This is a genomic window from Cylindrospermopsis sp. CR12, from assembly GCF_001432185.1.
Classification (GTDB): domain Bacteria; phylum Cyanobacteriota; class Cyanobacteriia; order Cyanobacteriales; family Nostocaceae; genus Raphidiopsis; species Raphidiopsis raciborskii.
Genome location: NZ_LMVE01000106.1, coordinates 78,978 through 101,804 on the forward strand (window position 1 = coordinate 78,978; position 22,827 = coordinate 101,804).

Genomic DNA, 22,827 nt, shown 5'->3' on the forward strand with positions numbered 1-22,827 from the left:
TGTTCAAAAAATTATTATTTTCTGCTGAAAACTGCGCTATTTTTAGATCTAGTTATTACTTGTCAGCACAAACAATTAATACAGGGTGACACAGAGCAAATGGAGATCCGATCAGTCAGCAAAATTATCAGTAAAATTATTACTATGGAATATGCAAGAAGGAAGTTATATTTGGATTTGGCCACAACAACAGTATGGTGCAGTTAATAACCGGACTGATAGGATATTTCTAACCATACTAGTCCTAGCAGCAATATTACTATTTATTATTGATCTTGGTGAAGCACCACTTACCAGTCAGGAAATTTCCGTTTCTGTAGTAGCCAGTAAAATTTCTCAAATAGGTACTATAGGCTACTCTACTTCTGACAGTGTGCTTACACCTCATCTTATCCACTGGTTAGTAGCTCTGGCGTATTTTCTGGGAGGTAACAACGAATGGACAACCCGTCTTCCAGCAGCTATTCTTACCTCCTTTTCCGTACCCCTATTGTACTGTATTGCTAGAGAGACTTTTCGGATTCGGGCTATTGCTATTTATAGTTCATTTATTTATCTTACTATTTTACCAGTGGTTTGCTATGGCAGGTTAGCTATATCAGATGGTATATTTACCACCATGTTAATGGTTCTAATTTTGTCCGTTTTGAGATCGCGCCGAGATTTGCGCTACTGTTTGGGTATAGGAATCTGTTTGGGAATGATTTGCCTGACTAAGGGACTATTAGCAATATTATTAACCTTTATAATGGTAATGGTGTTTCTATTTTGGGACACACCAAGAATCCTGATTAGTTCCTATTTATGGCTAGGAATTTTTATTGGTTTATTACCCTCCCTAACCTGGTACATTTGTCAACTAGTAGAACACAACCACTGGTCAGGGGACTGGGGAAATCAAACCCAACCTCCCTGGTACTATTGTGTGGAGTTGATAAAATGGACTTGGCCGTGGCTGGTGTTTTTACCGCAAACCATTAGAGCTACTTGGGAAAACCGCAATTTTAGCTGGGCAAAATTGACTATGGTCTGGGGTGGAGTCTATTTACTGATGATATCCTTAGTCAAATTTAAACTGACTTGGTACTTATTTCCTGTGTATCCCAGTTTGGCATTGGCCTTGGGATTCTACTTGACAACAATTGAAGACTGGACTTCATTTTTTTCCTACCCTCGGATTTGGGTGATCAGTTTTGCCATTTTGTCTCTGGTGGCCTCTGGAGCTAGTATTTATCTGGGGTTAACAATTCCTGGAACAACTGAACTACAGGTAGTCCTGGGAACTGCGGCCATAACCATGATTTTAGCCGCAATCCTAGCACAAAAACAAGACCGGCAATTTTTGCCCATTCTGGTCTGGGGAAGTTACATTTCCCTACTTCTGCTAGTTCGCTCTCACCACTGGATATGGTAAGCCAAAAAAATACTAAATTCCCAATCCCATCTATCAAAGGTGACGTAATTGATTAGGGTACTGTTTATAACTAGTGTTTTGTTCAGTGATTACCATTGTCGTCAATATCACGCTAATTCCCACTCCCACTAGGAGCAAGTATCGCCTGAGGGAAAACAAGTCGCGTACCAATCTCGATAAGGGTTGACTTTGACGGCGCAATGCCGAACCCAAAACAATTTTCCGCCAGCTAAAGGGGTCACGCACATAGTGACCACTTTTGCAAACTACTAGCCTTTCGTGACAGAACGGACAGGTGAAAAGTCCCATGTACGTCCCAAAGGATTTTCTTGTGTTACTCCCCCGGCAAATCGGGCAGCTTAGATGATTACTATCAGAAATGTTTATGTTCATTTATGGAATTTGCCCAGTCAATGGAATAGACAACTGGGAATTTAGTCACAGTTTCTCTTCCAATAGTTGTTTACTAGGTAAATTATGCCTCACAATAAAGACTAACAGATAAAAATTAAATTTTTCGTTATATTTACTGGTTTTCCATGAGCTTATTGCCCCCCACACAAATGCATAAGGTATTTCAACCGACTACCTTTCCTCATATTTCCACTTTCTTAACTAATCTGATTCGCCGTTTCGAGCCATCCCAGGAAACGGTGGTATTATTTCTAGCTATACTTATCGGTAGTGGTACAGGTATGGGTGTAGTAACCTTTCACTATCTAATTGAATTTGTTCACGACTTAATGTTAGAAAACCTAATGGCATCCATAGGAAGGTGGGGAGCTTGGACTTTAGCTTGTGTTCCTACCTTGGGTGGCATAGTTGTTGGTTTAATGCGTTGGCGCACTCAGGATTTTGGTCCTGGGCTTTTGTCTTTAATTGCTGTTTCCCAAGGGAAGGAAGTTAAGCAAAAACTTCGTCCCGTTACCAAAATGATAGCTGCTGGTGTTTCTTTGGGTAGTGGTGCTTCCCTAGGTCCAGAGGGTCCGAGTGTGGAAATTGGGGCAAATTTTGGGGTTTTATTCTCAGATGTCTTACAAGTTTCTCAAGAACGACAAAGACTGTTAATAGGAGCAGGCGCTGCTGCTGGTTTAGCCGCTGGGTTTAATGCTCCCATTGCTGGGGTGTTTTTTGCCTTGGAAGTGGTTTTGGGCGCTACCTCTTTTGCTACTTCGGCAGTTAGTATAGTTTTACTAGCAGCAGTGGTGGCAGCCTTAATCGCCCAAATTGGTTTGGGCGGTCAACCGGCTTTTACTTTACCTGCATACGAGGTTCGTAGTCTTTTGGAGTTACCCCTATATCTGGGTTTAGGTTTGGGAGCTAGTGTGGTAGCTCTTACTTATAAACAATCTATTAGCATGGCCCAAAACTTGTTTAATGGCAAATTTAAGGGTCTGGCATTTTTAGGTAAGATTCCCAAACCTATACAACCAGTTATCGGTGGTTTTCTGGTTGGTTTGGTAGCTTTAAAGTATCCCCAAATTTTGGGTATTGGTTATGGAACCGTGGAAGCTATTTTACAAGACCGGGAATTTTCTTTGTATCTCTTGCTGGCTTTAATGTTGTTAAAACTATTAGCAACGGCAATTAGTTCGGCCAGTGGTTTTGTGGGGGGACTTTTTGCCCCAGCAATGTTTTTAGGCGCATCCCTGGGTTCTGCATACGGAAAGTTCCTGTCCTTGATATTCCCAAGTGTAGCTGAGTATATGGCTGCACCCCCCGCTTATGCCATGGTTGGTATGGCTGCTGTTTTGGCTGCCAGTGTTCGAGCTCCTTTAACTGCTATATTAATGTTATTTGAACTGACCCGTGACTACCGTATTGTTTTGCCTTTAATGGCAGCAGTGGGTTTAAGTATATGGCTCATGGAATTGATTAAACCTACTGTTAGTTCCAATGTGAACCTACAACAAATTGGTCTTGCGGAATTAAAAGATCACAAATTGGAAGTAATTCAAACCACTTCTGTTGCTGAGGCCATCCATTTCCACCCCAAAAAAATCCCTGCCAATCTTAGCGTGCTAGAAGCAGCTTTGGAAATGATCCATGATCATGTTCCTAGCGCCCTAGTGATTGATGCTAATGAAAAATTGGTGGGTATTGTCTCTTTGGATGATATTAATCGCACCCTTTCTCGCTGGGAAAACTACCAAACTCCCTCTGACCAACTAAAACCCGATTTTTTTGGTCAAACCATTCTCGATATTTGTACCACCGATATCCTTTATGCTTGGCAAGATGAACCTTTGTCTGAGGCTTTAGACCGTATGGCACTCAGAGGACTGCAGCAATTACCGGTATTAGACAGGCATAATCCTGATTGTATTGTGGGTTTGTTAGAACAAAAGGAAATTGCTTTAACCTGTAATTTAGCAACTACTCGCAAAGCAGTAGAGCCTTATTTATCTAAAGACTGCTGAAGTAATGAAAACTCCCCGCTTTAAAAAGACGGGGATTCGGAAATTTTCGATAATTAGGCTGTTACTTCTTCCAGCTGATCATCATCTTCTCTTTCTTCTGGCTCTACTTGTCGCAGTCGAATATGCTTTTTACCTAAGGTGATGACAAATTCATCGCCGGGTTTTAGATTCATCTGTTTTGTGTAAGCTGAACCTATGAGTAAATTGTTGTTCGACTGGACGCTAACTCTATAGCTGGCACTCCTTCCACCACGACCGTTGGCACCGGGTGCACCATCTAACTGAATACCCTCGGCCTCAATTAAGGCGTTCAAGAACTTCATTATATTCACCCGCTCTATGCCATTCTTGGTAATGGTATAGTAGCCACACTGTTTAGCTTTCTCTTCCCTGGTTTCGCTCCCTAGCTCCTTAACCCTTTGGAGCAGTTCTTCACCAACAAGAGGATCAATTTTCTTTTGCTTAGGCATCAACTTTGGCTGGAATTGGATAACTGAAGTGGTTGATTCGATTTGATTTTAACTGATACCCGAGCCAATGGGAAGCCCCTAAATTGGTTCCCCAAACCTGCTCTTAGTTTACAGTTAAACTATATGGAAATTATAATAGAAATTGTTGCACAATTATCTATTTTGTCAAGGGGTTTTTTTGAAGAAAATTTTCTCCCTCCTCCTACCTTTAGGTGGATAAGTTGATTTGTACACTGATTTTCAGGATCGAATTCATTAAGTTTTTTAAACCCCTGTCAATATTTCCTAGGTTGGAGGAAGATGGGGGAGAAAGTTTGTTGAGCGGGTTAACTATAAAGATGAAATTAACTACCAGGGGACACTATAGTGTAAAGGCGTTGCTGGATTTGAGTTTACAACCAAAATATGGGCCTGCTTCCGTGAAGGTGATCGCCTCGCGGCAAGAAATTCCTGCTGCTTATTTAGAAAAGCTATTGATAGAAATGCGTCATGCTGGTTTAGTTCACTCCCTACGTGGGAGTATTGGTGGCTATAAATTAGCAAGACACCCTCAACAAATTTCCATAGGGGAGATTTTAGAAGCGGTGGGGGAAAATATCACTGATTTGGCTGTGAAAGTTTCACCATCCACACAAGCTGAAGATTGGGTAACATTTACTTTGTGGCAAAGACTCAACCAAAAGTTACGAGAATCTCTATATAGTATTACCTTGGCTGACCTCTATTATGATGCTAGAAGCAGACAAGCTGCTGTTGGGGAAGAAGCAAGTTTTGTGGTTTAGTTGGAATTGGATATGAGCTACATCATATTAATAATGGCTGCTTTCTTAGATTACATCATTGGTGATCCCTGGGGTTGGCCTCACCCTGTTAGGGTAATGGGTTGGTTTATTTCTGGTTGGACTCAATTTTCCTGGCAACACTTCTATGGCCCCCTATCACAGCGTCTAGCTGGTATTGGTTTGGCCTTGACTACAATTGGTGCTGCTGCTGTATCTGGGTGGCTGATTGTTCATATTGCTCAATGGTTACACCCCTGGTTAGGTATTACTGTTGCCAGTATTTTGCTAGCCAGTTGTTTTGCCCTTCACAGTTTAACCAAAGCTGCTTTGGATGTTATCAAACCTTTAAGTGATGGCCAATTATCACAAGCTCGAGAGATTCTCAGTCAATACGTGGGTAGAGATACAGCAGATCTCTCGGAATCAGAAATCCTGCGAGCAGTTTTAGAAACCGTGACGGAAAATGCCACTGATGGGGTTATGGCTCCCCTATTTTATGCTATTATCGGTATATTGATTCCCGCTGTTGGTCCTATTCCTTTGGCCCTAGGTTATAAAGCCAGTAGCACTTTAGATTCTATGGTTGGTTATCGAGAACCTCCCTATACCTATATCGGTTGGTTTAGTGCTAAACTAGAAGATTGTTTGACTTGGGTTCCCTGTCGTTTAACAGTCATCACCTTGGCTATTTTGTCACTTAAACCCCTGCGTGTTTGGCGTCTTTGTAGGCGGGATGCCATCCAAGACCCTAGCCCCAATTCTGGTTGGAGTGAATGCGCCTATGCTGCCATTTTGGGCGTCCAGATGGGAGGATTAAACTGGTATAAAGGAGTAGCTAAGTATAAGCCACTTTTAGGAGATCCTATTTATCCCATTACTTCTACTTCCATTTATCGAGCTTTACAATTAACTCGATATTCCTTTTTACTTTGGTTAGGGTTGACAATTATAGCATATAAAATTATCACAACTTATTATATTAACTATCATGTCTACTAAGGTAGTTGAAATTCTCTCCTCGGAAGAATTACGTCGTACTTCAATTCGTCTGGCTTCTCAAATTGTAGAAAAGACTCGGGATTTATCACAGTTAGTTTTTTTAGGTATCTACACCAGAGGAGTATGTCTAGCCAAGTTATTGGCACGTCAAGTCGAAAATTTAGAAGGTATCAGCGTCTCCGTGGGAGCATTGGATATCACATTCTATCGTGACGACCTAGACAAAATTGGACCAAGAACCCCAGCTAAAACTCACATACCTTTTGATTTGACGGGTAAAACTGTGATTTTGGTGGATGATGTGATTTTTAAAGGTAGAACTATTCGCGCAGCTCTGAATGCTGTTAATGAATATGGTAGACCGGAACTAATTCGTTTAGCAGTTCTAGTAGACCGGGGTCACCGAGAATTACCTATTCATCCAGATTTTATCGGTAAAAAATTACCAACTACCAAGGAAGAAATTGTTAAGGTTTACCTGCAAGATTTTGATGGTAGGGACGCAGTGGAGTTAATCAGCAATTAATTGATGGCAAAATTATTTATTCCATTTACCGCACTAATGGTTTGCAATAATTGGGTAGCAGTAAAAGGTTTACATAAAAATGCTGTTACACCCATATTATAAGCTGCATTAATTTTATCACTGGGTGCTAACCCACTAAAAGCAATAATTTTTAAATGGGGATTAATTTTCTTGAGAGTTCGAATACTGGTCAATCCATCCATGGATGGCATAACTATATCAGTTAGAATCAGGGATATCTGATCTCGATGTTCCACATATAAGGCGATCGCTTCAATACCGTCATGGGCGGTCATTACCCGATAGTTATAATTCTCTAGTGATGCTTTTGTTATTTCACAAATAGCTGGTTCATCATCAACCACCAAAATGGTTTCTCCGTGACCACGAGGAGGGGATATTTCTGTGGTCTCCATAATTTCACTTGTATCTTGAGCTGGTAAATAAACTTGAAACTCACTACCCTTGTTTTCTCGACTGTAAACATTAATAAAACCACCATGAGCTTTAACAATCCCCAAAACCGTAGAAAGTCCTAAACCCGTACCCTGACCAACATCCTTAGTGGTGAAGAAAGGTTCAAATATCCGATCAATAAGAGTTGGTTTAATACCTACACCCGTATCTCTGATGCTAATTAACACATAAGCACCTGGTTTAAAATCAGTATGTGTTTGGATATAATGGTTATCAATCAATAGATTTTCAGATTTAATACTTAAAGTACCACCATTGGGCATAGCATCCCGGGCATTGATACATAAATTCATTAAAACCTGATGTAATTGAGTAGCATCACCACAGACAGTCCATAGACTTTGAGGAATTTCAGTGGTGAGAATAATAGATTTAGGGAATGTTTCTTTAATAATATTCTGAATTTCTATGAGTAAGTGTTTTATTTGTAAAATAGTCCGTTCCCCTTCCATACCTCTAGCAAAGGATAACACTTGTTTCACCAAATTTGCTCCACGTTTAGCATTAGCAATTAATATAGGTATGAGTTGACGAGGTTTTTCATCTTTCACTTGAGTTTCTAAGATTTGTGCCGTCATCAAAATTGGGGTGAGAACATTATTTAAATCATGAGCAATACCACTAGCCAAAGTACCAATACTTTCTAATCTTTGAGCCCGTATAAATTTCTGCTCCAATTGCTTTTTTTGGGTAATATCAGTATTAACTACTAAAATAGATTGATGTTTACGGTTGAAGGTCATTACTAATGTCCAGCGACTAGCAACAATTACTTCTTGCTGGGACTTATTAATTTGTGTCAGTTCCCCCTCCCAATTTCCATAGCTTGTTAGCACTTTAAGCACCCGGGAAAGTTGAGGTAACTTTTCTGCTGAAAATAAGTGATGAATTTGTTTTGTCATTGCTATTTCCTCAGACCAACCATATATACGTTCTGCTGCTTTATTCCAAAATAAAATGTGCTGATGATCTAAATCAGTTACAAAAATCGCGTCATTAGACCCATCCAGCAAGATCTCTTGTTGGTGAATTTTATCATCTTTTTGTTTTTTTTCAATCGCATAACGGATGGATTTTTCTAACAAAGGGGCTGTTAATTGACTTTTTTCTAGATAATCAAACGCTCCAATTTTTATTACCTCTATATCTGATTTTATATCCTGTTTATGTGCTAACAGAATAAATGGAAAGTTCCAACCATTTTCTGTAGCCTCCCGCAATAGTTTTAAGCCATTATTACTCTCTAAATAATAGTCGACTAGATAAATATCATGTTGGTATTGGGCTATGGATTCCTTCGCCAATTGATAACTATTCACCCATTCTAAGTCGCAGGTAATCAGCTGGAATTGTCTAAACCAGCTGCGAGTTAAAATATAATCATCCTCAGCATCATTAATTAACAAAACTTTTATGATTTCATCATTCATGATTATTCGATTTTTATCATCTCCAGCAATCACAAAAAATCCACTCCCAACTGTTCATATCTTTTTACTAACTAAGTAGGGAGGCGCAATTATTTGTAGGATGGGTCGAGTCACGAGACCCGTGGTGTTGGGTTTCATACTTCAACCCAACCTACGTTAATCTTATATTTAATTTCACCGACCCACTTACACTTGTATAATACTTATATAATTAGTAGTATTTTTAAGTGTATTATTAATCCCCCTTGAGGAAGAAAAATCGGAGTTAATAACAATACCTCAGCCAAGATCCCGAAACGCAATAAAATCGTAACGCACCCTACCATATTTGGACAATTTTTTCAATGATCGGAAGAAAAGAGGTTAGAATTCCCTAGGTATAGCAGTTTAAAAGACATTTAAAAAACATGAACCCCCCGAAAATCTTAGTTAATTTACCGACTAAACCCAGAGCGGAAGACAGTTTTGCCATTACCATAGCTCCCCTATTACCAGAAGAAATATACACTGCTGCTCAAGACCTGGCCAATGGTGCGGTTGTATTGATGAGTGGTGTTGTTCGTAATCAAACCGATGGTAAGGCTGTAGTAGCATTAGAGTATCAAGCCTACGAACCTATGGCTTTGCAGGTGTTTTACCAAATTGCTATCCATATTCGTCATAAATGGACTAATGTGAATAGGGTAGTGATTCATCATCGTATTGGCAAATTGAGAGTGGGAGAAATTAGCGTCCTAGTAGCGGTAGGATCTCCCCACCGAGGTGAAGCCTTTGCTGCTTGTCAGTACGCGATAGATACCCTTAAACATCAGGCACCAATTTGGAAAAAAGAATATTGGCACGATGGTTCTAGCTCTTGGGTAAGTATTGGCTTGTGTCAACAAGAATGTTGATTTAGCAATAGGATAGAATGGATAATTAGATCCTAAAGATCTGCGGAGGGTAGGATGGGATTCAATCTCTATGAAACCGACTTTTACGGGTGGACCCTAAAACAGTCCAGGTTACTTAAACAAGGCGATTTTCGACAATTGGATATTACTAACCTAGTAGAGGAAATTGAGTCATTGGGGAAGCAAGAACGTCGGGACTTAGAAAATCGCCTAGCCATTTTAATCGGTCATTTGCTCAAGTGGGAATACCAAGCTGAAAAACGCAGTAAAAGTTGGAGGGCAACTATTCGCGAACAAAGACGCATGGTACAAAAACTGCTCAGTCAAAACCCTAGTCTTAAACCTTACTTATTGGAGTTAATTGCTGATGGGTATGAATCTGGCAAGGATTTAGTCGTGAGGGAGACTCCACTAGACTACCTAGACCTACCGGAAAAGTGTCCTTATATACCTGAGCAAATCTTGGACCGGGAATACCCCCGTGAATGATAAGTGGAAAATATTTCAGTTTGTTACTATTTTGTGTCATCCCCAGGAATATGACCTTAGACTAATGCGGGTATGAATATGATTGAAATAGGAACAAAGGTAAATGTGTCTAGCAAATGTCTTTTGCCACCAATTTGTCATTGCCCTTTCCTTTATAGCTTGTATTATGGGGTTATGGTTGCTTAGGAACAGTCAACAGCAAACAGATGAAACTGAGGAAACCGAAGCAGTTCTCTTAAGAATGAGCTTTACCTACTGGTTAGTTTATTGTATTGCCTTCACCTGTGAAAAAATTCTCATAAGCTCAGAATGGGAAGGTTTAACAATGACTCTAAGAATTACTACGGCCTTGGCATATTTTTTAACTTTCTCTTGCATCCTGAGTCTACCACTATATAAGTTCGCTGTCCATAAAGTTGAAATTGATTGAAAGCTATCATAAGGATCAAAAGAGGAGTGCTGGGAACTCCTCTCGTGATGCTTAATGCTCATGCAGTTTTCATAGCGATCGCGATCGCATTTTCCAATTCTTCCTGTGGTAAACTAGTAACCACAAACACTTCCTGTACGGTTTTACCCTGGCGTGCAATTACCTTATAACCACCGCGAATTGGTACGGAGACACGCAACTGCATTTTAGGAGCGTGTCCTTTAACTCTGCCAATTACTGCTGGCGTTACAGTAGTAATGCCATGTTGTTGACATAAACGTTCTAAAATAGGAATAAGTCCGGGAATATGGGTAGAATGATTCCAAACAAGTCTACCATCTGTTAGTTTACTCATATTAGCTAAGCTGCTTCCAGGGGGGCCATAGTCAATCCAGCGCGACGCAGCTGTTGGTGGTATAATTCCGCTTGTTCTTGAGGTCCTACCCAAACAATAGCTTGTCCCTCATAGTGTACCTGGTTAGTTAGCTCCCAAGCTTGTTCAGTGGTCATTCCCGGAATATACTTCATTAAAGATTTAGCCACATGCTCAAATGTATTAAAATCATCATTTAACACAATGACCTTATAATTGGGATAGGGTTTGCGAACTACTTGAGTTCCCTGGTCAGGGGTGACAGTAGGAGCTGAGGCCATTGCATAAACGGGAGATGGTCTTGTTTTCATAAATCAAAAACCTACGGTTGAAAAAAACACTTCAACTCTCCAGTGTAATTCAATGTTGGGAAACAGGTTGAGCTGAGGATTTTAGCCGTCCACTGGAGAGGAATAATTATAGATAGGGAAATCATGAACAGCAAAAACTCCACTTTTTCCGGACTAACATTAAAAAGCCTAGTTCTATTGTCATCTTTATTGATATGTAATAGTTTGACTATTGGAGGGTTTGAATTGTCTGCAAATGCTCAGGTACTGTCAAGTGCGGAAAGGGAAGAATTAAGTAGACTTAGGACAGAAACTAAGATTCAGAAGCAACTACAGTCGTATTTGAGTATTTGGTTGACATTGCTCAGTTTGTTTGCGGTGGGTTTAATAGCCACTCTATGGGTTTTAAGAAAGGCCATAATTAGGGATATTGTTGGACGAGCAATGAGACAAATTGGGAGTATAGAAAACTTGCAGACGGAGCTAATTGGTACTAATCAAAAGACAACTAGTTTGATTGAGTATTCACAAGATTTAGCCATGGAGTTAGAACAAAAGGTGAATCACCTGAAAACGACTATTGAGGGTGAGGGAGGGAAATTATCCGTACTTTTATCTGATTTGCCCAAGTCGAAGCAGGAATTTTTAACTGCGTTGGAAAGGGAAGTAACAGCTGCGCAGGAGAATATTAGTAGCTTAGAATTTAAGCTGAATACTCAATTGGAGCAAGTGACTCTTGCTGCGCAACAGCAAAGGGTAACTATTGAAAATATTAAAAAACTAGAATCGGAGCTATTTGCCCAGTTTTCGGAAATAAAATTATCTATAGAAAATCATCGAGATACTGCTGTTAGTGATATTAGTAATTGTCGTTCTCAGTTAGTTGAGCAGTTTGAGATTTTGGCACTGGAAACTCTAGAAAACAAAACCCAGGTTGTGGAAGCTATCACCAAAAATGCGTCGGAATTTACTGGTAATTTGTCCCAGTTACAAACCAATGCTCAAGAACAAATAAATAGCTTTACTGGTAATTTGTCCCAGTTACAAACCAATGCTCAAGAACAAATAAATAGCTTTATTGGTAATTTGTCCCAGTTACAAACCAATGCTCAGCAGAAGATGGATGTCTTTACATCTAGTTTATCAGATATAAATCAAGCCAGTAAATTACAATTATCGGATTTACAAACTGATGCTCAAAAACAAAAAGACGATATTTGCAACGATTTGGCAAAATCACAGTCCGAATTTTCTCACTACTTGCTACAGCTAAAGAACACCACTGAAAGTCGCCAAGGAGAAATAATTGATAACTGGCAAAAATCTGTTGATGAGGTTGAACAGATGCTTTTTAACCTTCACAATGATGTAGAGGAACAAAAAACTAATATATTAGAAAATCTAAAAGCTTTGGGCTTAGAGTTCCAGAAGCAAATTGGGGATTTACACAACTCTACTGAACAACGTCAGCGCAAATTCTTTCAAACCTCCCAACATTCCGTTGACCAGTTCATATCAGAGTTTACCTCTGAACTATCAGTTATGAAATCACACATTAAAAATGATCTTGATCATCAAAAAACAACCTTGATAGCACGACTAGCAAAACTAGAAAAGTTAGAGGCTCAATTTGTTGATAAACTAGAAAAATTGCAACTAGATGCGGAAAATCGCCAGTATGAAACCTTAAAAGAATTATCACAAATGACTCCCCAAACTCCCGTAAAGGAACAACAGCTATCACCACCGGGGACTGACACCAATACTATTGATGTTAATAATATTACTGATATTAATATCAATGTTGATAATCCTGATAATTTTGATCATCGGATTCAAGAAGCAGAAGAGCTGCTTTCACAAAACCGTTATGAAGATGCTTTGTCAATTTATGAAAAAATCACCAATATTCAACCCAACCAGGGAGAACATTGGTTAAAACGTGGTTTTATCCTCAATAAACTCAAAAGACATAAAGAAGCAATTGGAGCATACAATCAGGTAATTAGAATTAACCCAGCACACTACCAAGCATGGTTTGACATTGGTATTACCTGTGGTAAACTAGGTAAACATCAAGAAGCTTTCAATTGTTTTAATAAAGCCACAGAAATCAAACCGGAAGAGAGTGTTGCTTGGTTGAATCGTGGTTTATCCCTGGTGGAATTAGAAAATTACGAAGAGGCCATATTTTCCTTTGATAAAGCACTAGAAATCCAACCCAGTTCCTTTAAAATTTGGGATAAAAGAGGTTATACATTAGTCAGATTAGGAAAAGACGAGGAAGCAATTACTAACTTTAATAAAGCCCTAGAAATCAACCCAGACTACGGTAGCGCCTTATATAACAAAGCAGCTTGTTATGCACTACAAAAGAATGTAGAATTAGCCTTGATCAATTTGCAACAAGCTATAAAAAACAAACCTAGTTATAGGGAAGACGCTGCAGGTGATATAGACTTTGATGACATCAACCATGACCCCAGATTTCAACAATTAATTCATGGTGATTAAACCTGGAAAATCCCTCCTATCTCCAATCTTCCCAACTTTGATTAAAAATGGAAGTATCAGGAAAAGCAGTTGGATTTCCGTTCTGGTCAAGAATTTTCCTGAGCATCTGTAACTTAGGTTCGAATCTCGGTAAATTATCAACCAACTCATAGGGAAATATATTTTTCCTCAGTGCAAAACTCGCTACAGTCCCAGCAGCAGCACCGGAAGACCATTCAAAAGAATGGACTCGATAAGCAGCAGCAGCGATGTGACTAGTAGCAATGCTTTTACCCCCAACTATTAAATTATCAATTTTTTGGGGGATCATTGCTCGCAGTGCAATTTGAAAAGGATAAGCATAACCAGCACCCCTTCTTTCTCCAGGACGTTCTATATTACCTGGTGCTTCTGGTGGACTTTTATCCATACAAGGATGAAAATCTATAGCATAATGTCCGATACCTACTGCATCTGGAAAAATTGTGGAGCGACTACGATTTACTATCCTATCTGATGGTAGTTTACCTGTAATTACAGAAGTTGCTTCTAATCCTGCAAGGGTTGCTTTCAACTGACGATACATAGCTGGTGACAGGGTTTTGCGGTAATATTCATCATTATAATTGCGACGAGAAATATCCACTTCCCAAATACTAAACCCTTGGGGTTGTCCCCAACTAGGACGACCAATAATTCTTCTTCCCTCCCTCATATAAGGATATTTTGATAACCCATGTTCAGTTCCCATGGGTGAGTTCAAACCAGTTAATAAAATGTGATTTGGTTGGGGTTGTTTGATGTTTTCACCCAGTAAACTATCCGTATTTCCCGCTACTAGCCAGTAATAATAGGCAAGGGCGTTTTCTTCTCCTTTGCGGAGAGTTTCCGTTCTCATTCCTCCCATCCATCCACCTGGATTCAATTGACCTGTGGATTGTAACTGTTGGCGAGTATAAATTAAATTATCCTGGGCTGTTCCTGGACGGTAGTCATTACCCCAAGTCCAGTTCTGCATGGATATATCTCCAGGAGTGGGAGTGGTAAAATTAATTCCCCCAAATCTACTCCATGGACCTGTTTGGGGACTCCAAATACGACGATAGGTGAAAACTAAATCAAAGTTGGCCAGTCTGGGTAGTTCATAGCTAAAATAGGGAGCATATTGGGGATAAAATGCTGGCATGGTTTGGTTTTGTGGCTCTTTTGTGGCCTCCATGGCAAAGGTGTAGGTAAAACCTTGGGTACAATAGGGATCCCCTGTGGTACTTGAAGATGAAGGTTCCAGATAGGAAATGGGATCCACTCCCAGACGATAGGGTACATCTGCTAGAGCAATAATTTCCCCAGTTTCAGTAGTATCCACAATATACCATTGTTTGCTTTTTGGGGATGTTTTGGGAACAAAGCGAATGATGGTTTTATCCAACTGGGATGAGTTTTTATAACTGTAAGAATCCTCTATGGTCTGAGATAGGGGGAAGGTGTTCAGAGGTGGTGCATTTTTCGCTGGTCGATGTTGAATTGCGATCGCACTGTTAATGATCTTACCATTTTGAGAAATCTCTAGATCTTTAACCACGGTATTGGGAAAAAAGTGTAATTTTCCTCTTCCTTTGTTTTGTGCGTCTTGCAACATTTGGTAAAGAATCCGATGACCATCCCCGGGGAGAAAACAAGAGTCGCTTACCCAACAGTCACCGGGGTTAATTGTCCCATATTTTTTTGCAATTCGGTCTCTTAATTCTAAATATCCGCGAGAGTAAAATCTTTTGATCCGTTGGGTTGGTCTTTCATCTAGCGCTGATGTACCCTGGGCGGAAATTTGTCCCCCTAACCAGTCAGTTATTTCGGTTAAACAAACTGTGTTCCCTGCTAGTAAACTTTCGTAAGCTGTGGCAATTCCTGAAAGTCCACCACCTACAATGAGAATTTCACAGTTGACGATTTTGTCTGGATTTCGCGGTGGGTTTGCCAGGACGGAACTGGGCGAAAAGACTATGGTGAGTGTAACAACACCTGTTAGTATTTGATTGGCTTTTTTCTGTTTACTTTTCATGCAATTCGCTTTATAACCTACTTAACTGTTTTGGCTTTATAGCCCGAAAATGAGTCAAAACGCCTACTCTCACTTTTACCCACCGTTCTGACTAAAGCTATAATAGCAAAAGGATTTATCTTCTATATAGATTTTCCTCGGTTGGGGTTGAGAAAACCCAAAAAACCACGGGATTGCCTGGTCAAATTATTTATATATGTATATATAGGGGTAAATAATAAGAAAAAATTATGTTTATAGGGGGTTGAGATAAGTTTTTCTGTGGTCGAAGTTGAAGTATGAAACCCAACACCCGCATGGATAACCCATACTACAAATAATTGTCCCTCCCTACAAGCGATCGCTCTTTCACGAAGGGTGGAATATCAAATATTAGTGGGTAGTATTGAAAGACCAGCGGGATGGTGATTTACAAAAAAGGAAAAGCGATCGCGAATATCAAATACTAGTGAGTGGAATTAAATATAAGACAATGTAGGTTGGGTTGAAGTATGAAACCAAACATCCCCAACCCATCCTATAAATAATTGTACCTACCTACAAGCGATCGCGAATATCAAATAGTAGTGAGTGGAATTAAATATAAGACAATGTAGGTTGGGTTGAAGGATGAAACCCAACACCCGCATGGATAAACCATCCTACAAATAATTGTGCCTCCCTACAAGCGATCGCTCTTTCGCGAAGGGGGGAACATCAAATATTAGTAGTACAGTTTAATTATGGGAACTCTTATAGTTGACTAGTTTATGTCCTAATCTTGATGGCTACAGCTATATATGATTGAGTGATGATAAGTGATGATTTTTGTATTAACCAATCCTGATTCAGAATCGATAAAAATACCCCTAATTAGTTTCTATGTAGGTAGAGACCTTTTAGAGGTATTTTGAAGTCATTAATGTTTTTTGCAAGCAAGGGGGAATGCAACCAAGAAATTTGATAATTGATTAACTGCAATTGTTAAAACAACCCAGCTCTGACTAGAGTATTCCCTATGAATAGACCTTAGTTATATCTCATGTAGAAGATATAACGTTTTCCCCCCTGTCTCATCTATCCTAAGATATAGTTAATATCTACCCTAGGATATATTGACTAATTTATCATATATATGATAGAGGAAGATTGATTTACAGACTAATAGCTCATTCTAAATAATTAGGAAAAGGTTATATTAGGTTAATTGCTAATTCCTCGCTACTATAAAGTAAGCAAAGTAAGTAATATTGATTAAGCGTAATTTACTATGAATGGTTTACCTCGTCGTTATCACATTACCACATTCGGTTGCCAAATGAATAAAGCTGACTCAGAGCGCATGGCTGGTATACTGGAAGATATGGGCTTTGAATGGTCAGAAAATCCTCAGAATGCTAATCTGATTGTCTACAATACTTGCACTATTCGGGACAATGCAGAACAAAAGGTTTACTCTTATTTGGGTAGACAGGCTAAACGTAAACACCAAGAACCGGATTTGACTCTGGTTGTTGCTGGCTGTGTGGCACAACAAGAAGGCCAGGCTTTGTTGCGACGAGTGCCAGAATTAGATTTGGTTATGGGTCCCCAATATGCTAACCGCTTGAAGGATTTATTGGATTCGGTTTTTGCGGGTAATCAAGTAGTAGCTACAGAAGAGGTACACATATTAGAGGATATTACCCAGCCCCGTCGTGATAGTCGGGTAACTGCTTGGGTGAACGTAATTTACGGTTGTAATGAACGTTGTACCTATTGTGTAGTCCCTAATGTCCGGGGTGTGGAACAGTCTCGTACCCCTGAAGCTATTCGTGGAGAAATGGAAATTCTGGGTCAACAGGGTTATCGGGAAATCACTCTTTTGGGTCAAAATATTGATGCTTATGGCAGAGATTTACCCGGTTCAACCGCTGAAGGTCGCCATCTGCACACCTTTACCGATTTACTCTATTATGTCCACGATGTGCCGGGTATTGAAAGAATTAGATTTGCTACTAGTCATCCTCGCTACTTTACAGAAAGGCTGATTAAAGCATGTGCAGAGCTACCCAAAATTTGTGAACACTTTCATATTCCCTTCCAGTCCGGGGATAATGAAATATTGAAGGCCATGTCCCGAGGTTATACTCAAGAGAAATATCGGCGGATCATTAACACAATTCGTAGCTATATGCCAGATGCTTCTATCAGCGCAGATGCTATTGTGGGATTTCCCGGAGAAACAGAAATACAGTTTGAAAATACTCTACAATTGGTTGATGACATTGGATTTGACCATTTAAATACTGCTGCTTACTCACCCCGTCCCGGTACTCCAGCAGCACTGTGGGATAATCAGTTGAGTGAAGAAATCAAGAGCGATCGCCTGCAAAGATTGAATCACTTAGTTAATGTGAAAGCAGCACAGCGATCGCAGCGTTACCTAGGGAGAATGGAGGAAGTATTGGTAGAAGATCAAAATCCCAAGGATCAATCCCAGGTCATGGGTAGAACCAGGGGAAACCGTCTGGCCTTCTTTCAGGGGGATATCAATCAACTGAGAGGAAAAATGGTCAGGGTACAAATTCAGGAGGTTCGCGCTTTTAGTTTAAGTGGTGAACTGGTGGAGTAAGATCTTCATAGGTCAAACTATCTATATTCTCAAATCTTTGCCTGCTTTTTGCCTATAATCTACAATGGGCAAATCTTGACATTTATTTATTCAGACCGAAAAAAGAACTTACTATGCGAACTCACTATTGCGGAGAACCTCGAAAACATCATATTGGAGAAAATGTAATATTATATGGTTGGGTAGACCGTCACCGCGATCATGGAGGTGTAATTTTCCTAGACCTGCGCGATCGCTCTGGTATTGTGCAAGTTGTAAGCGATCCACAGCGCACTCCAGAATCTTATCAAATAGCCAATAGCATACGCAACGAATACGTCCTCAAAATCACTGGTAGAGTGACGGAGCGTCCAGCTGAATCCCTGAATCCCCGTTTGCTCACGGGTGAAGTAGAAGTATACGCAGATCATATAGAACTACTCAATTCCGTTAGTAAGAATTTACCTTTTCAGGTTTCCAGTGGGGAGACGGAGAATGTGAGGGAGGACGTGCGGTTAAAATATCGTTATTTGGACTTACGACGGGAAAGGATGGCTAAGAACATACAACTGCGCCATCAAGTGGTCAAAGCCATGCGTCGTTATTTAGAAGACCAGGAGGGTTTTATAGAAATAGAAACTCCTGTTTTGACCCGTTCTACTCCTGAAGGTGCTCGGGACTATATCCTTCCTAGTCGGGTTAATGAAGGTCAATGGTTTGCCCTACCCCAATCCCCGCAGTTGTTCAAACAAATATTAATGGTGTCGGGGATGGATAGGTACTATCAAATTGCTCGCTGTTTTCGGGATGAGGATTTGCGTGCAGATCGACAACCGGAGTTTACCCAACTGGATATGGAAATGAGTTTCATGTCAGAAGAGGAAATTATCCAGCTGAACGAAAAATTAGTTTGTCACATTTTCAAAACCGTTCAAGATATTGACTTACCCCATCCCTTCCCCCGGTTAAGATATCAGGATGCCATGAATAAGTATGGTACGGACAAACCAGATACCCGCTATGGTTTGGAACTAGTAGATGTTTCTGACGTAGTCCAAGATTGTGGTTTCAAGGTGTTCAGGGATGTGGTTGCTGGGGGGGGTATGGTGAAAATCTTACCTATTCCCCATGGGAATGATGCCATCTCCAACGTACGGATTAAACCCGGTGGAGACATTTTTCGGGAAGCAGCAGAAGCTGGTGCAAAAGGTTTAGCATATATTCGGGTTAGGGACAATGGGGAAATTGACACTATTGGTGCAATTAAGGACAATTTAACGGCAGCACAAAAACAAGAAATTTTAACTAGAACTGCTGCAAAAGAGGGACACTTGTTACTTTTTGCTGCTGCTGATGCTTCTGTTGTTAATAAGACTTTAGATAGATTGCGTCAGTTTATTGCTAGGGAGTTTAACTTAATTCCCCCTGGGAAGATCAACTTCCTCTGGATTACGGAATTTCCTATGTTTGAATGGAATGCTAACGAAAAAAGATTAGAAGCTTTACATCATCCATTTACCGCTCCTCACCCGGATGATTTACATGATTTGAAGACTGCTCGCGCTCAAGCCTATGATTTAGTGTTGAATGGATTTGAAGTAGGTGGAGGAAGTTTAAGGATTTATCAACGAGAAGTACAAGCGCGAGTATTTGAGACTATTGGGCTTAGTTCAGAGGAAGCACGAAACAAATTTGGTTTTCTTTTAGAAGCTTTTGAGTATGGCACACCTCCCCATGGTGGAATCGCTTATGGGGTGGATAGACTAGTTATGTTACTAGCTCAGGAAGAGTCCATTCGTGATGTGATCGCTTTTCCTAAAACCCAACAAGCTCGCTGTTTATTGACTGATGCACCTGCAACGGTAGAGATTAAGCAGTTAAAAGAACTTCATGTGAATTCCACTGTAAAACCTAAAGAAAGTAGCCTTTGACCTATTATTTAAACATGGGTAGAAAAAGGCTGTAAACCCACAGCCTTTGGCTATGTTAAGATGCCCACTAATACTTTCATGAGTATTTCCAAATCCATAGGGACGCGATATAGCATTAGATCTTGGGTAACCAGTTTGCTCTCAGGTTGAAAACTGCCAAATTGCCAAATTTCTCCTGTGGTTACTGCTCCGTACAATATAGGTTCAGTCCTCCATATCCATTCATTTAGAGCAATTAGCTCCACAGCAAGTTGGGTAAAACCTCTAGTTAAATCCGCTTGTTTGGCTTCCACAACCAATATTTGGTGTTCAGATTTTAGGTAGTAATCTAAATCTCCCCGCAAAAATTGGTTGATTTCTATAGGGTATTCTATATTAATGCTGGATCGGGTAATGTGGGCAATTTCTAATAAAATCGGGGCTATTAAAACCTCTCTTCTAGCTGCTTCGCTAGTGAGATTGACTATTTGAATTGCTTCTTCTAATCTCTGTTTTAAATCCTCCAATCTAGTAATCTCATTCTTACTCGTTGGTAGGTCAATCCTACTCTTAATTAAATTTGCACCTAATTCTCTTAAAATGTCACCAGGGGCAAATTTTAAATCAAAGTATTTCCGAAAGGTATAGGTTTCACCGACTTTGAGAATTGATGGACGTTGTATATTATCCATAAAACTACTAAACCGTTATGTTTCTATTACCTCATAAGCACTCAGTAGCTTGTAAACGGGTTTATATAATGCGGATGAAAGGACTTGAACCTTCACTCCTGTCGGAACTAGAACCTAAATCTAGCGCGTCTGCCAATTCCGCCACATCCGCATTAGTATCTAATACTATCATAGCAACTTTTCCTTGGCAAGAGGGATCTGCTATTTTTTTTCTTTTTGATCAAATTTCTCCATCAATCCCTATAGCCACACGGGGTAGACGATGTTTGAACCCACAAATGATTTCCCAGGAAATAGTGTTCAATTGATTTGCCCAATCATCCGCTGTGATGTTCTCTTCTCCCTGTTCCCCTAATAGGGTGACTATTTCCCCTTCCTCTACTTCCACCAGGGAACTAATATCTATCATCAGTTGATCCATAGTAATCATACCAATCTGCTTAACTCTTTGACCCTGCACCAATACATCCATTTGGTTAGAAAGACTTCTGGGCACTCCATCAGCATAACCAATACCAACTACTCCAATTCGCATTTCTCTAGGAGCAATAAATTTATGCCCATAACTTACCCCTGTTCCTTCACTAATTGTTTTTATATGTGTGATTCTCGCTTTTACCTGTAGTGCGGGACGCAGTTGCAAATGATTTCTCTGGTGAGCAGCTGGATAAAGTCCATAAATGGCTAGTCCCGCACGCACCATGTCATAGTGTAATTCTTTGTTCCCTAGGGTAGCAGCAGAATTGGCTAGGTGTAAACTTGGTATTTTTATGCCCATTGCCCTAATTTGAGCGATCGCCTGTTGGAATCTTGCATGCTGTTGTTCCATAATTGTGGTATCAGGACTATCCGCTGTAGCAAAGTGAGAATAAACACTAGCAATATGTAACCGAGGCAGTCCTTGCACCAACTGAGCAAATTCACCCGCTTGTTGCCAGTCAGCACCTAGTCTTGACATTCCTGTATCTAACTTAATATGAACTGGCAATTCATAATTATAGTCAATAGAATTTAATAAATCAGAAAATATTAAAGCTTGTCCTGGACTACATAAAGTAGGTTCCAGTTGCCAAGAGGTGATAGCATGAATTTGTTCTGGTGTATGGGTAGCACCCAAAATCAGGATTGGGGCCTTAATTCCAGCCTCCCGCAATTGAATACCCTCGGTAACTGTAGCTACTCCTAGCCAGGTGGCCCCCGCAGCTAAAACAGTTGTAGCTACAGTAACAGCACCGTGTCCGTAGGCATCCGCCTTGACCACAGCCATCAATTGGCTTCCTGGGGATAAAAACCCTACTAACTGCTTCACATTATTAGACAAGGCTCCTAAATCAATTTCTACCCAGGCACGTTGTGAAAACCAAGCGTAAGTATCTTGCACAATAAGCATTTTCATGTAATCTCCCTGTTTTGAAAGTGGGGAGATGTAAAATTCTCACCCCTATTTAACCACCATTTTTAACCTTTGGGCTGTCTCATCTGTCTAAAAAGGTATATTTGTGTTAGAATGTTCAAAACTAATACCTTGAGCTAAAATCAATGGGGAAGGTTTTAGTCCTAAACGCCTCCTACGAACCGCTCAACATTACCACTTGGCGACGTGCCATCGTTTTGTTGATTAAAGGCAAAGCAGAACATGTGGAACACAATGGCAAATTCCTCTGTTCCGATTTTCCACTGCCAACCGTAATTCGGTTGCGTCATTATGTCCGCGTTCCATACAAAGAAATCCCACTTACACGTCGAAACATTTTTCACCGTGATAGTCACACTTGTCAATACTGTGGCTGTACCGGTGATGATCTGACATTAGACCATGTAATACCCCGATCTCGTGGTGGAGGTGACACTTGGGAGAATATTGTTACTGCTTGTGTACGTTGCAACGTCAAAAAAGGCTGTCGCACCCCCCAAGAAGCCCGGATGCCATTACGGTATCCGCCGCGCCAACCTCATAGTAGTCTCTACTTTGAGGTAACGAAACATCTGAAAAGTGGACTTCATCAGGAGTGGCAAAAATATGTTATAGGACTTTAACCAATTAACTGGGAATGGGGATGTTTGGGTGAAAAGGATTAAACAGATCATATAGATATATAATTCCATAA

At 40.2% G+C, this 22,827-nt stretch carries 19 protein-coding genes and 1 tRNA gene; 12 read left to right on the plus strand and 8 right to left on the minus strand.

Annotated elements, in window-relative coordinates:
• The first annotated feature begins 85 nt into the window (after nucleotides 1-85).
• The gene (locus ASL19_RS12090; protein ID WP_235528996.1) at nucleotides 86-1,414 is read left to right on the plus strand and encodes a glycosyltransferase family 39 protein; all 1,329 of its coding nucleotides are present in this window, start codon (nucleotides 86-88) and stop codon (nucleotides 1,412-1,414) included.
• A gap of 539 nt (nucleotides 1,415-1,953) precedes the next feature.
• Entirely contained in the window at nucleotides 1,954-3,834 is a 1,881-nt protein-coding gene (locus tag ASL19_RS12095; RefSeq protein WP_057178542.1) for a chloride channel protein, read from the plus strand.
• 53 nt (nucleotides 3,835-3,887) lie between these two features.
• Here the strand turns inward: ASL19_RS12095 and ASL19_RS12100 are convergent, their stop codons facing one another.
• Complete coding sequence (locus ASL19_RS12100; RefSeq protein WP_057178543.1) at nucleotides 3,888-4,304, minus strand: AbrB family transcriptional regulator; 417 nt, start codon at nucleotides 4,302-4,304, stop codon at nucleotides 3,888-3,890.
• Between the two features lie 338 nt (nucleotides 4,305-4,642).
• Between ASL19_RS12100 and ASL19_RS12110 the strand changes: the two genes are divergently transcribed.
• From ASL19_RS12110 to pyrR, 3 genes are read left to right on the plus strand one after another with little or no spacing between them, the layout of a single operon-like run.
• The gene (locus ASL19_RS12110) at nucleotides 4,643-5,086 is read left to right on the plus strand and encodes an Rrf2 family transcriptional regulator (protein WP_057178608.1); all 444 of its coding nucleotides are present in this window, start codon (nucleotides 4,643-4,645) and stop codon (nucleotides 5,084-5,086) included.
• A 12-nt stretch (nucleotides 5,087-5,098) separates the two neighbouring features.
• Nucleotides 5,099-6,085, plus strand: a complete 987-nt coding sequence (gene cbiB, locus ASL19_RS12115) for an adenosylcobinamide-phosphate synthase CbiB (protein ID WP_057178544.1) — start codon at nucleotides 5,099-5,101, stop codon at nucleotides 6,083-6,085.
• The gene (gene pyrR, locus ASL19_RS12120; protein ID WP_006275882.1) at nucleotides 6,075-6,611 is read left to right on the plus strand and encodes a bifunctional pyr operon transcriptional regulator/uracil phosphoribosyltransferase PyrR; all 537 of its coding nucleotides are present in this window, start codon (nucleotides 6,075-6,077) and stop codon (nucleotides 6,609-6,611) included. Before cbiB ends, pyrR begins: the two co-directional genes overlap by 11 nt.
• Here the strand turns inward: pyrR and ASL19_RS12125 are convergent.
• Nucleotides 6,608-8,518 (minus strand): response regulator, encoded by a 1,911-nt coding sequence (locus tag ASL19_RS12125; RefSeq protein ID WP_057178609.1) that lies wholly within the window; start codon nucleotides 8,516-8,518, stop codon nucleotides 6,608-6,610. The genes pyrR and ASL19_RS12125 overlap by 4 nt on opposite strands.
• A 407-nt stretch (nucleotides 8,519-8,925) precedes the next feature.
• Here ASL19_RS12125 and ASL19_RS12130 point away from each other — a divergent pair, with 407 nt between their 5' ends.
• From ASL19_RS12130 to ASL19_RS12140, 3 genes are all read left to right on the plus strand, one after another.
• A complete protein-coding gene (locus tag ASL19_RS12130) occupies nucleotides 8,926-9,411 on the plus strand; it encodes a molybdenum cofactor biosynthesis protein MoaE (protein ID WP_057178545.1) in 486 nt (161 codons plus the stop codon).
• Between the two features lie 54 nt (nucleotides 9,412-9,465).
• Nucleotides 9,466-9,900: a DUF29 domain-containing protein gene (locus tag ASL19_RS12135; RefSeq protein ID WP_057178546.1), complete on the plus strand. Its 435-nt coding sequence runs from the start codon at nucleotides 9,466-9,468 to the stop codon at nucleotides 9,898-9,900.
• 103 nt (nucleotides 9,901-10,003) lie between these two features.
• Nucleotides 10,004-10,330: a hypothetical protein gene (locus tag ASL19_RS12140; protein WP_057178547.1), complete on the plus strand. Its 327-nt coding sequence runs from the start codon at nucleotides 10,004-10,006 to the stop codon at nucleotides 10,328-10,330.
• A 58-nt stretch (nucleotides 10,331-10,388) separates the two neighbouring features.
• On the opposite strand, the gene ASL19_RS12145 is transcribed toward ASL19_RS12140, so the two are convergent.
• Both ASL19_RS12145 and clpS read right to left on the minus strand, forming a co-directional pair.
• Complete coding sequence (locus ASL19_RS12145; RefSeq protein ID WP_006278795.1) at nucleotides 10,389-10,685, minus strand: DUF2103 domain-containing protein; 297 nt, start codon at nucleotides 10,683-10,685, stop codon at nucleotides 10,389-10,391.
• Between the two features lie 5 nt (nucleotides 10,686-10,690).
• A complete protein-coding gene (gene clpS / locus ASL19_RS12150) occupies nucleotides 10,691-11,014 on the minus strand; it encodes an ATP-dependent Clp protease adapter ClpS (RefSeq protein WP_006278794.1) in 324 nt (107 codons plus the stop codon).
• 123 nt (nucleotides 11,015-11,137) lie between these two features.
• Here clpS and ASL19_RS12155 point away from each other — a divergent pair, with 123 nt between their 5' ends.
• The gene (locus ASL19_RS12155; RefSeq protein ID WP_057178548.1) at nucleotides 11,138-13,507 is read left to right on the plus strand and encodes a tetratricopeptide repeat protein; all 2,370 of its coding nucleotides are present in this window, start codon (nucleotides 11,138-11,140) and stop codon (nucleotides 13,505-13,507) included.
• A gap of 16 nt (nucleotides 13,508-13,523) precedes the next feature.
• Here the strand turns inward: ASL19_RS12155 and ASL19_RS12160 are convergent, their stop codons facing one another.
• Nucleotides 13,524-15,545: an FAD-dependent oxidoreductase gene (locus ASL19_RS12160; RefSeq protein ID WP_057178549.1), complete on the minus strand. Its 2,022-nt coding sequence runs from the start codon at nucleotides 15,543-15,545 to the stop codon at nucleotides 13,524-13,526.
• A 1,249-nt stretch (nucleotides 15,546-16,794) separates the two neighbouring features.
• Here ASL19_RS12160 and miaB point away from each other — a divergent pair.
• Complete coding sequence (gene miaB / locus ASL19_RS12165; protein WP_057178550.1) at nucleotides 16,795-18,138, plus strand: tRNA (N6-isopentenyl adenosine(37)-C2)-methylthiotransferase MiaB; 1,344 nt, start codon at nucleotides 16,795-16,797, stop codon at nucleotides 18,136-18,138.
• Nucleotides 18,139-18,251: 113 nt separating this feature from the next.
• A complete protein-coding gene (gene aspS / locus ASL19_RS12170; RefSeq protein WP_057178551.1) occupies nucleotides 18,252-20,048 on the plus strand; it encodes an aspartate--tRNA ligase in 1,797 nt (598 codons plus the stop codon).
• Between the two features lie 50 nt (nucleotides 20,049-20,098).
• Here aspS and ASL19_RS12175 read toward each other — a convergent pair whose 3' ends face one another.
• The 3 genes from ASL19_RS12175 to alr form a co-directional block, all read right to left on the minus strand.
• Nucleotides 20,099-20,719, minus strand: coding sequence for a hypothetical protein (locus tag ASL19_RS12175; protein ID WP_006278789.1), 621 nt, complete (start codon nucleotides 20,717-20,719; stop codon nucleotides 20,099-20,101).
• A gap of 69 nt (nucleotides 20,720-20,788) precedes the next feature.
• Nucleotides 20,789-20,870, minus strand: a tRNA-Leu gene (locus ASL19_RS12180).
• 69 nt (nucleotides 20,871-20,939) lie between these two features.
• Entirely contained in the window at nucleotides 20,940-22,115 is a 1,176-nt protein-coding gene (alr, locus tag ASL19_RS12185; RefSeq protein WP_057178552.1) for an alanine racemase, read from the minus strand.
• A gap of 143 nt (nucleotides 22,116-22,258) precedes the next feature.
• Between alr and ASL19_RS16860 the strand changes: the two genes are divergently transcribed.
• The gene (locus tag ASL19_RS16860; RefSeq protein ID WP_040010093.1) at nucleotides 22,259-22,756 is read left to right on the plus strand and encodes an HNH endonuclease; all 498 of its coding nucleotides are present in this window, start codon (nucleotides 22,259-22,261) and stop codon (nucleotides 22,754-22,756) included.
• Nucleotides 22,757-22,827: the final 71 nt, after the last annotated feature.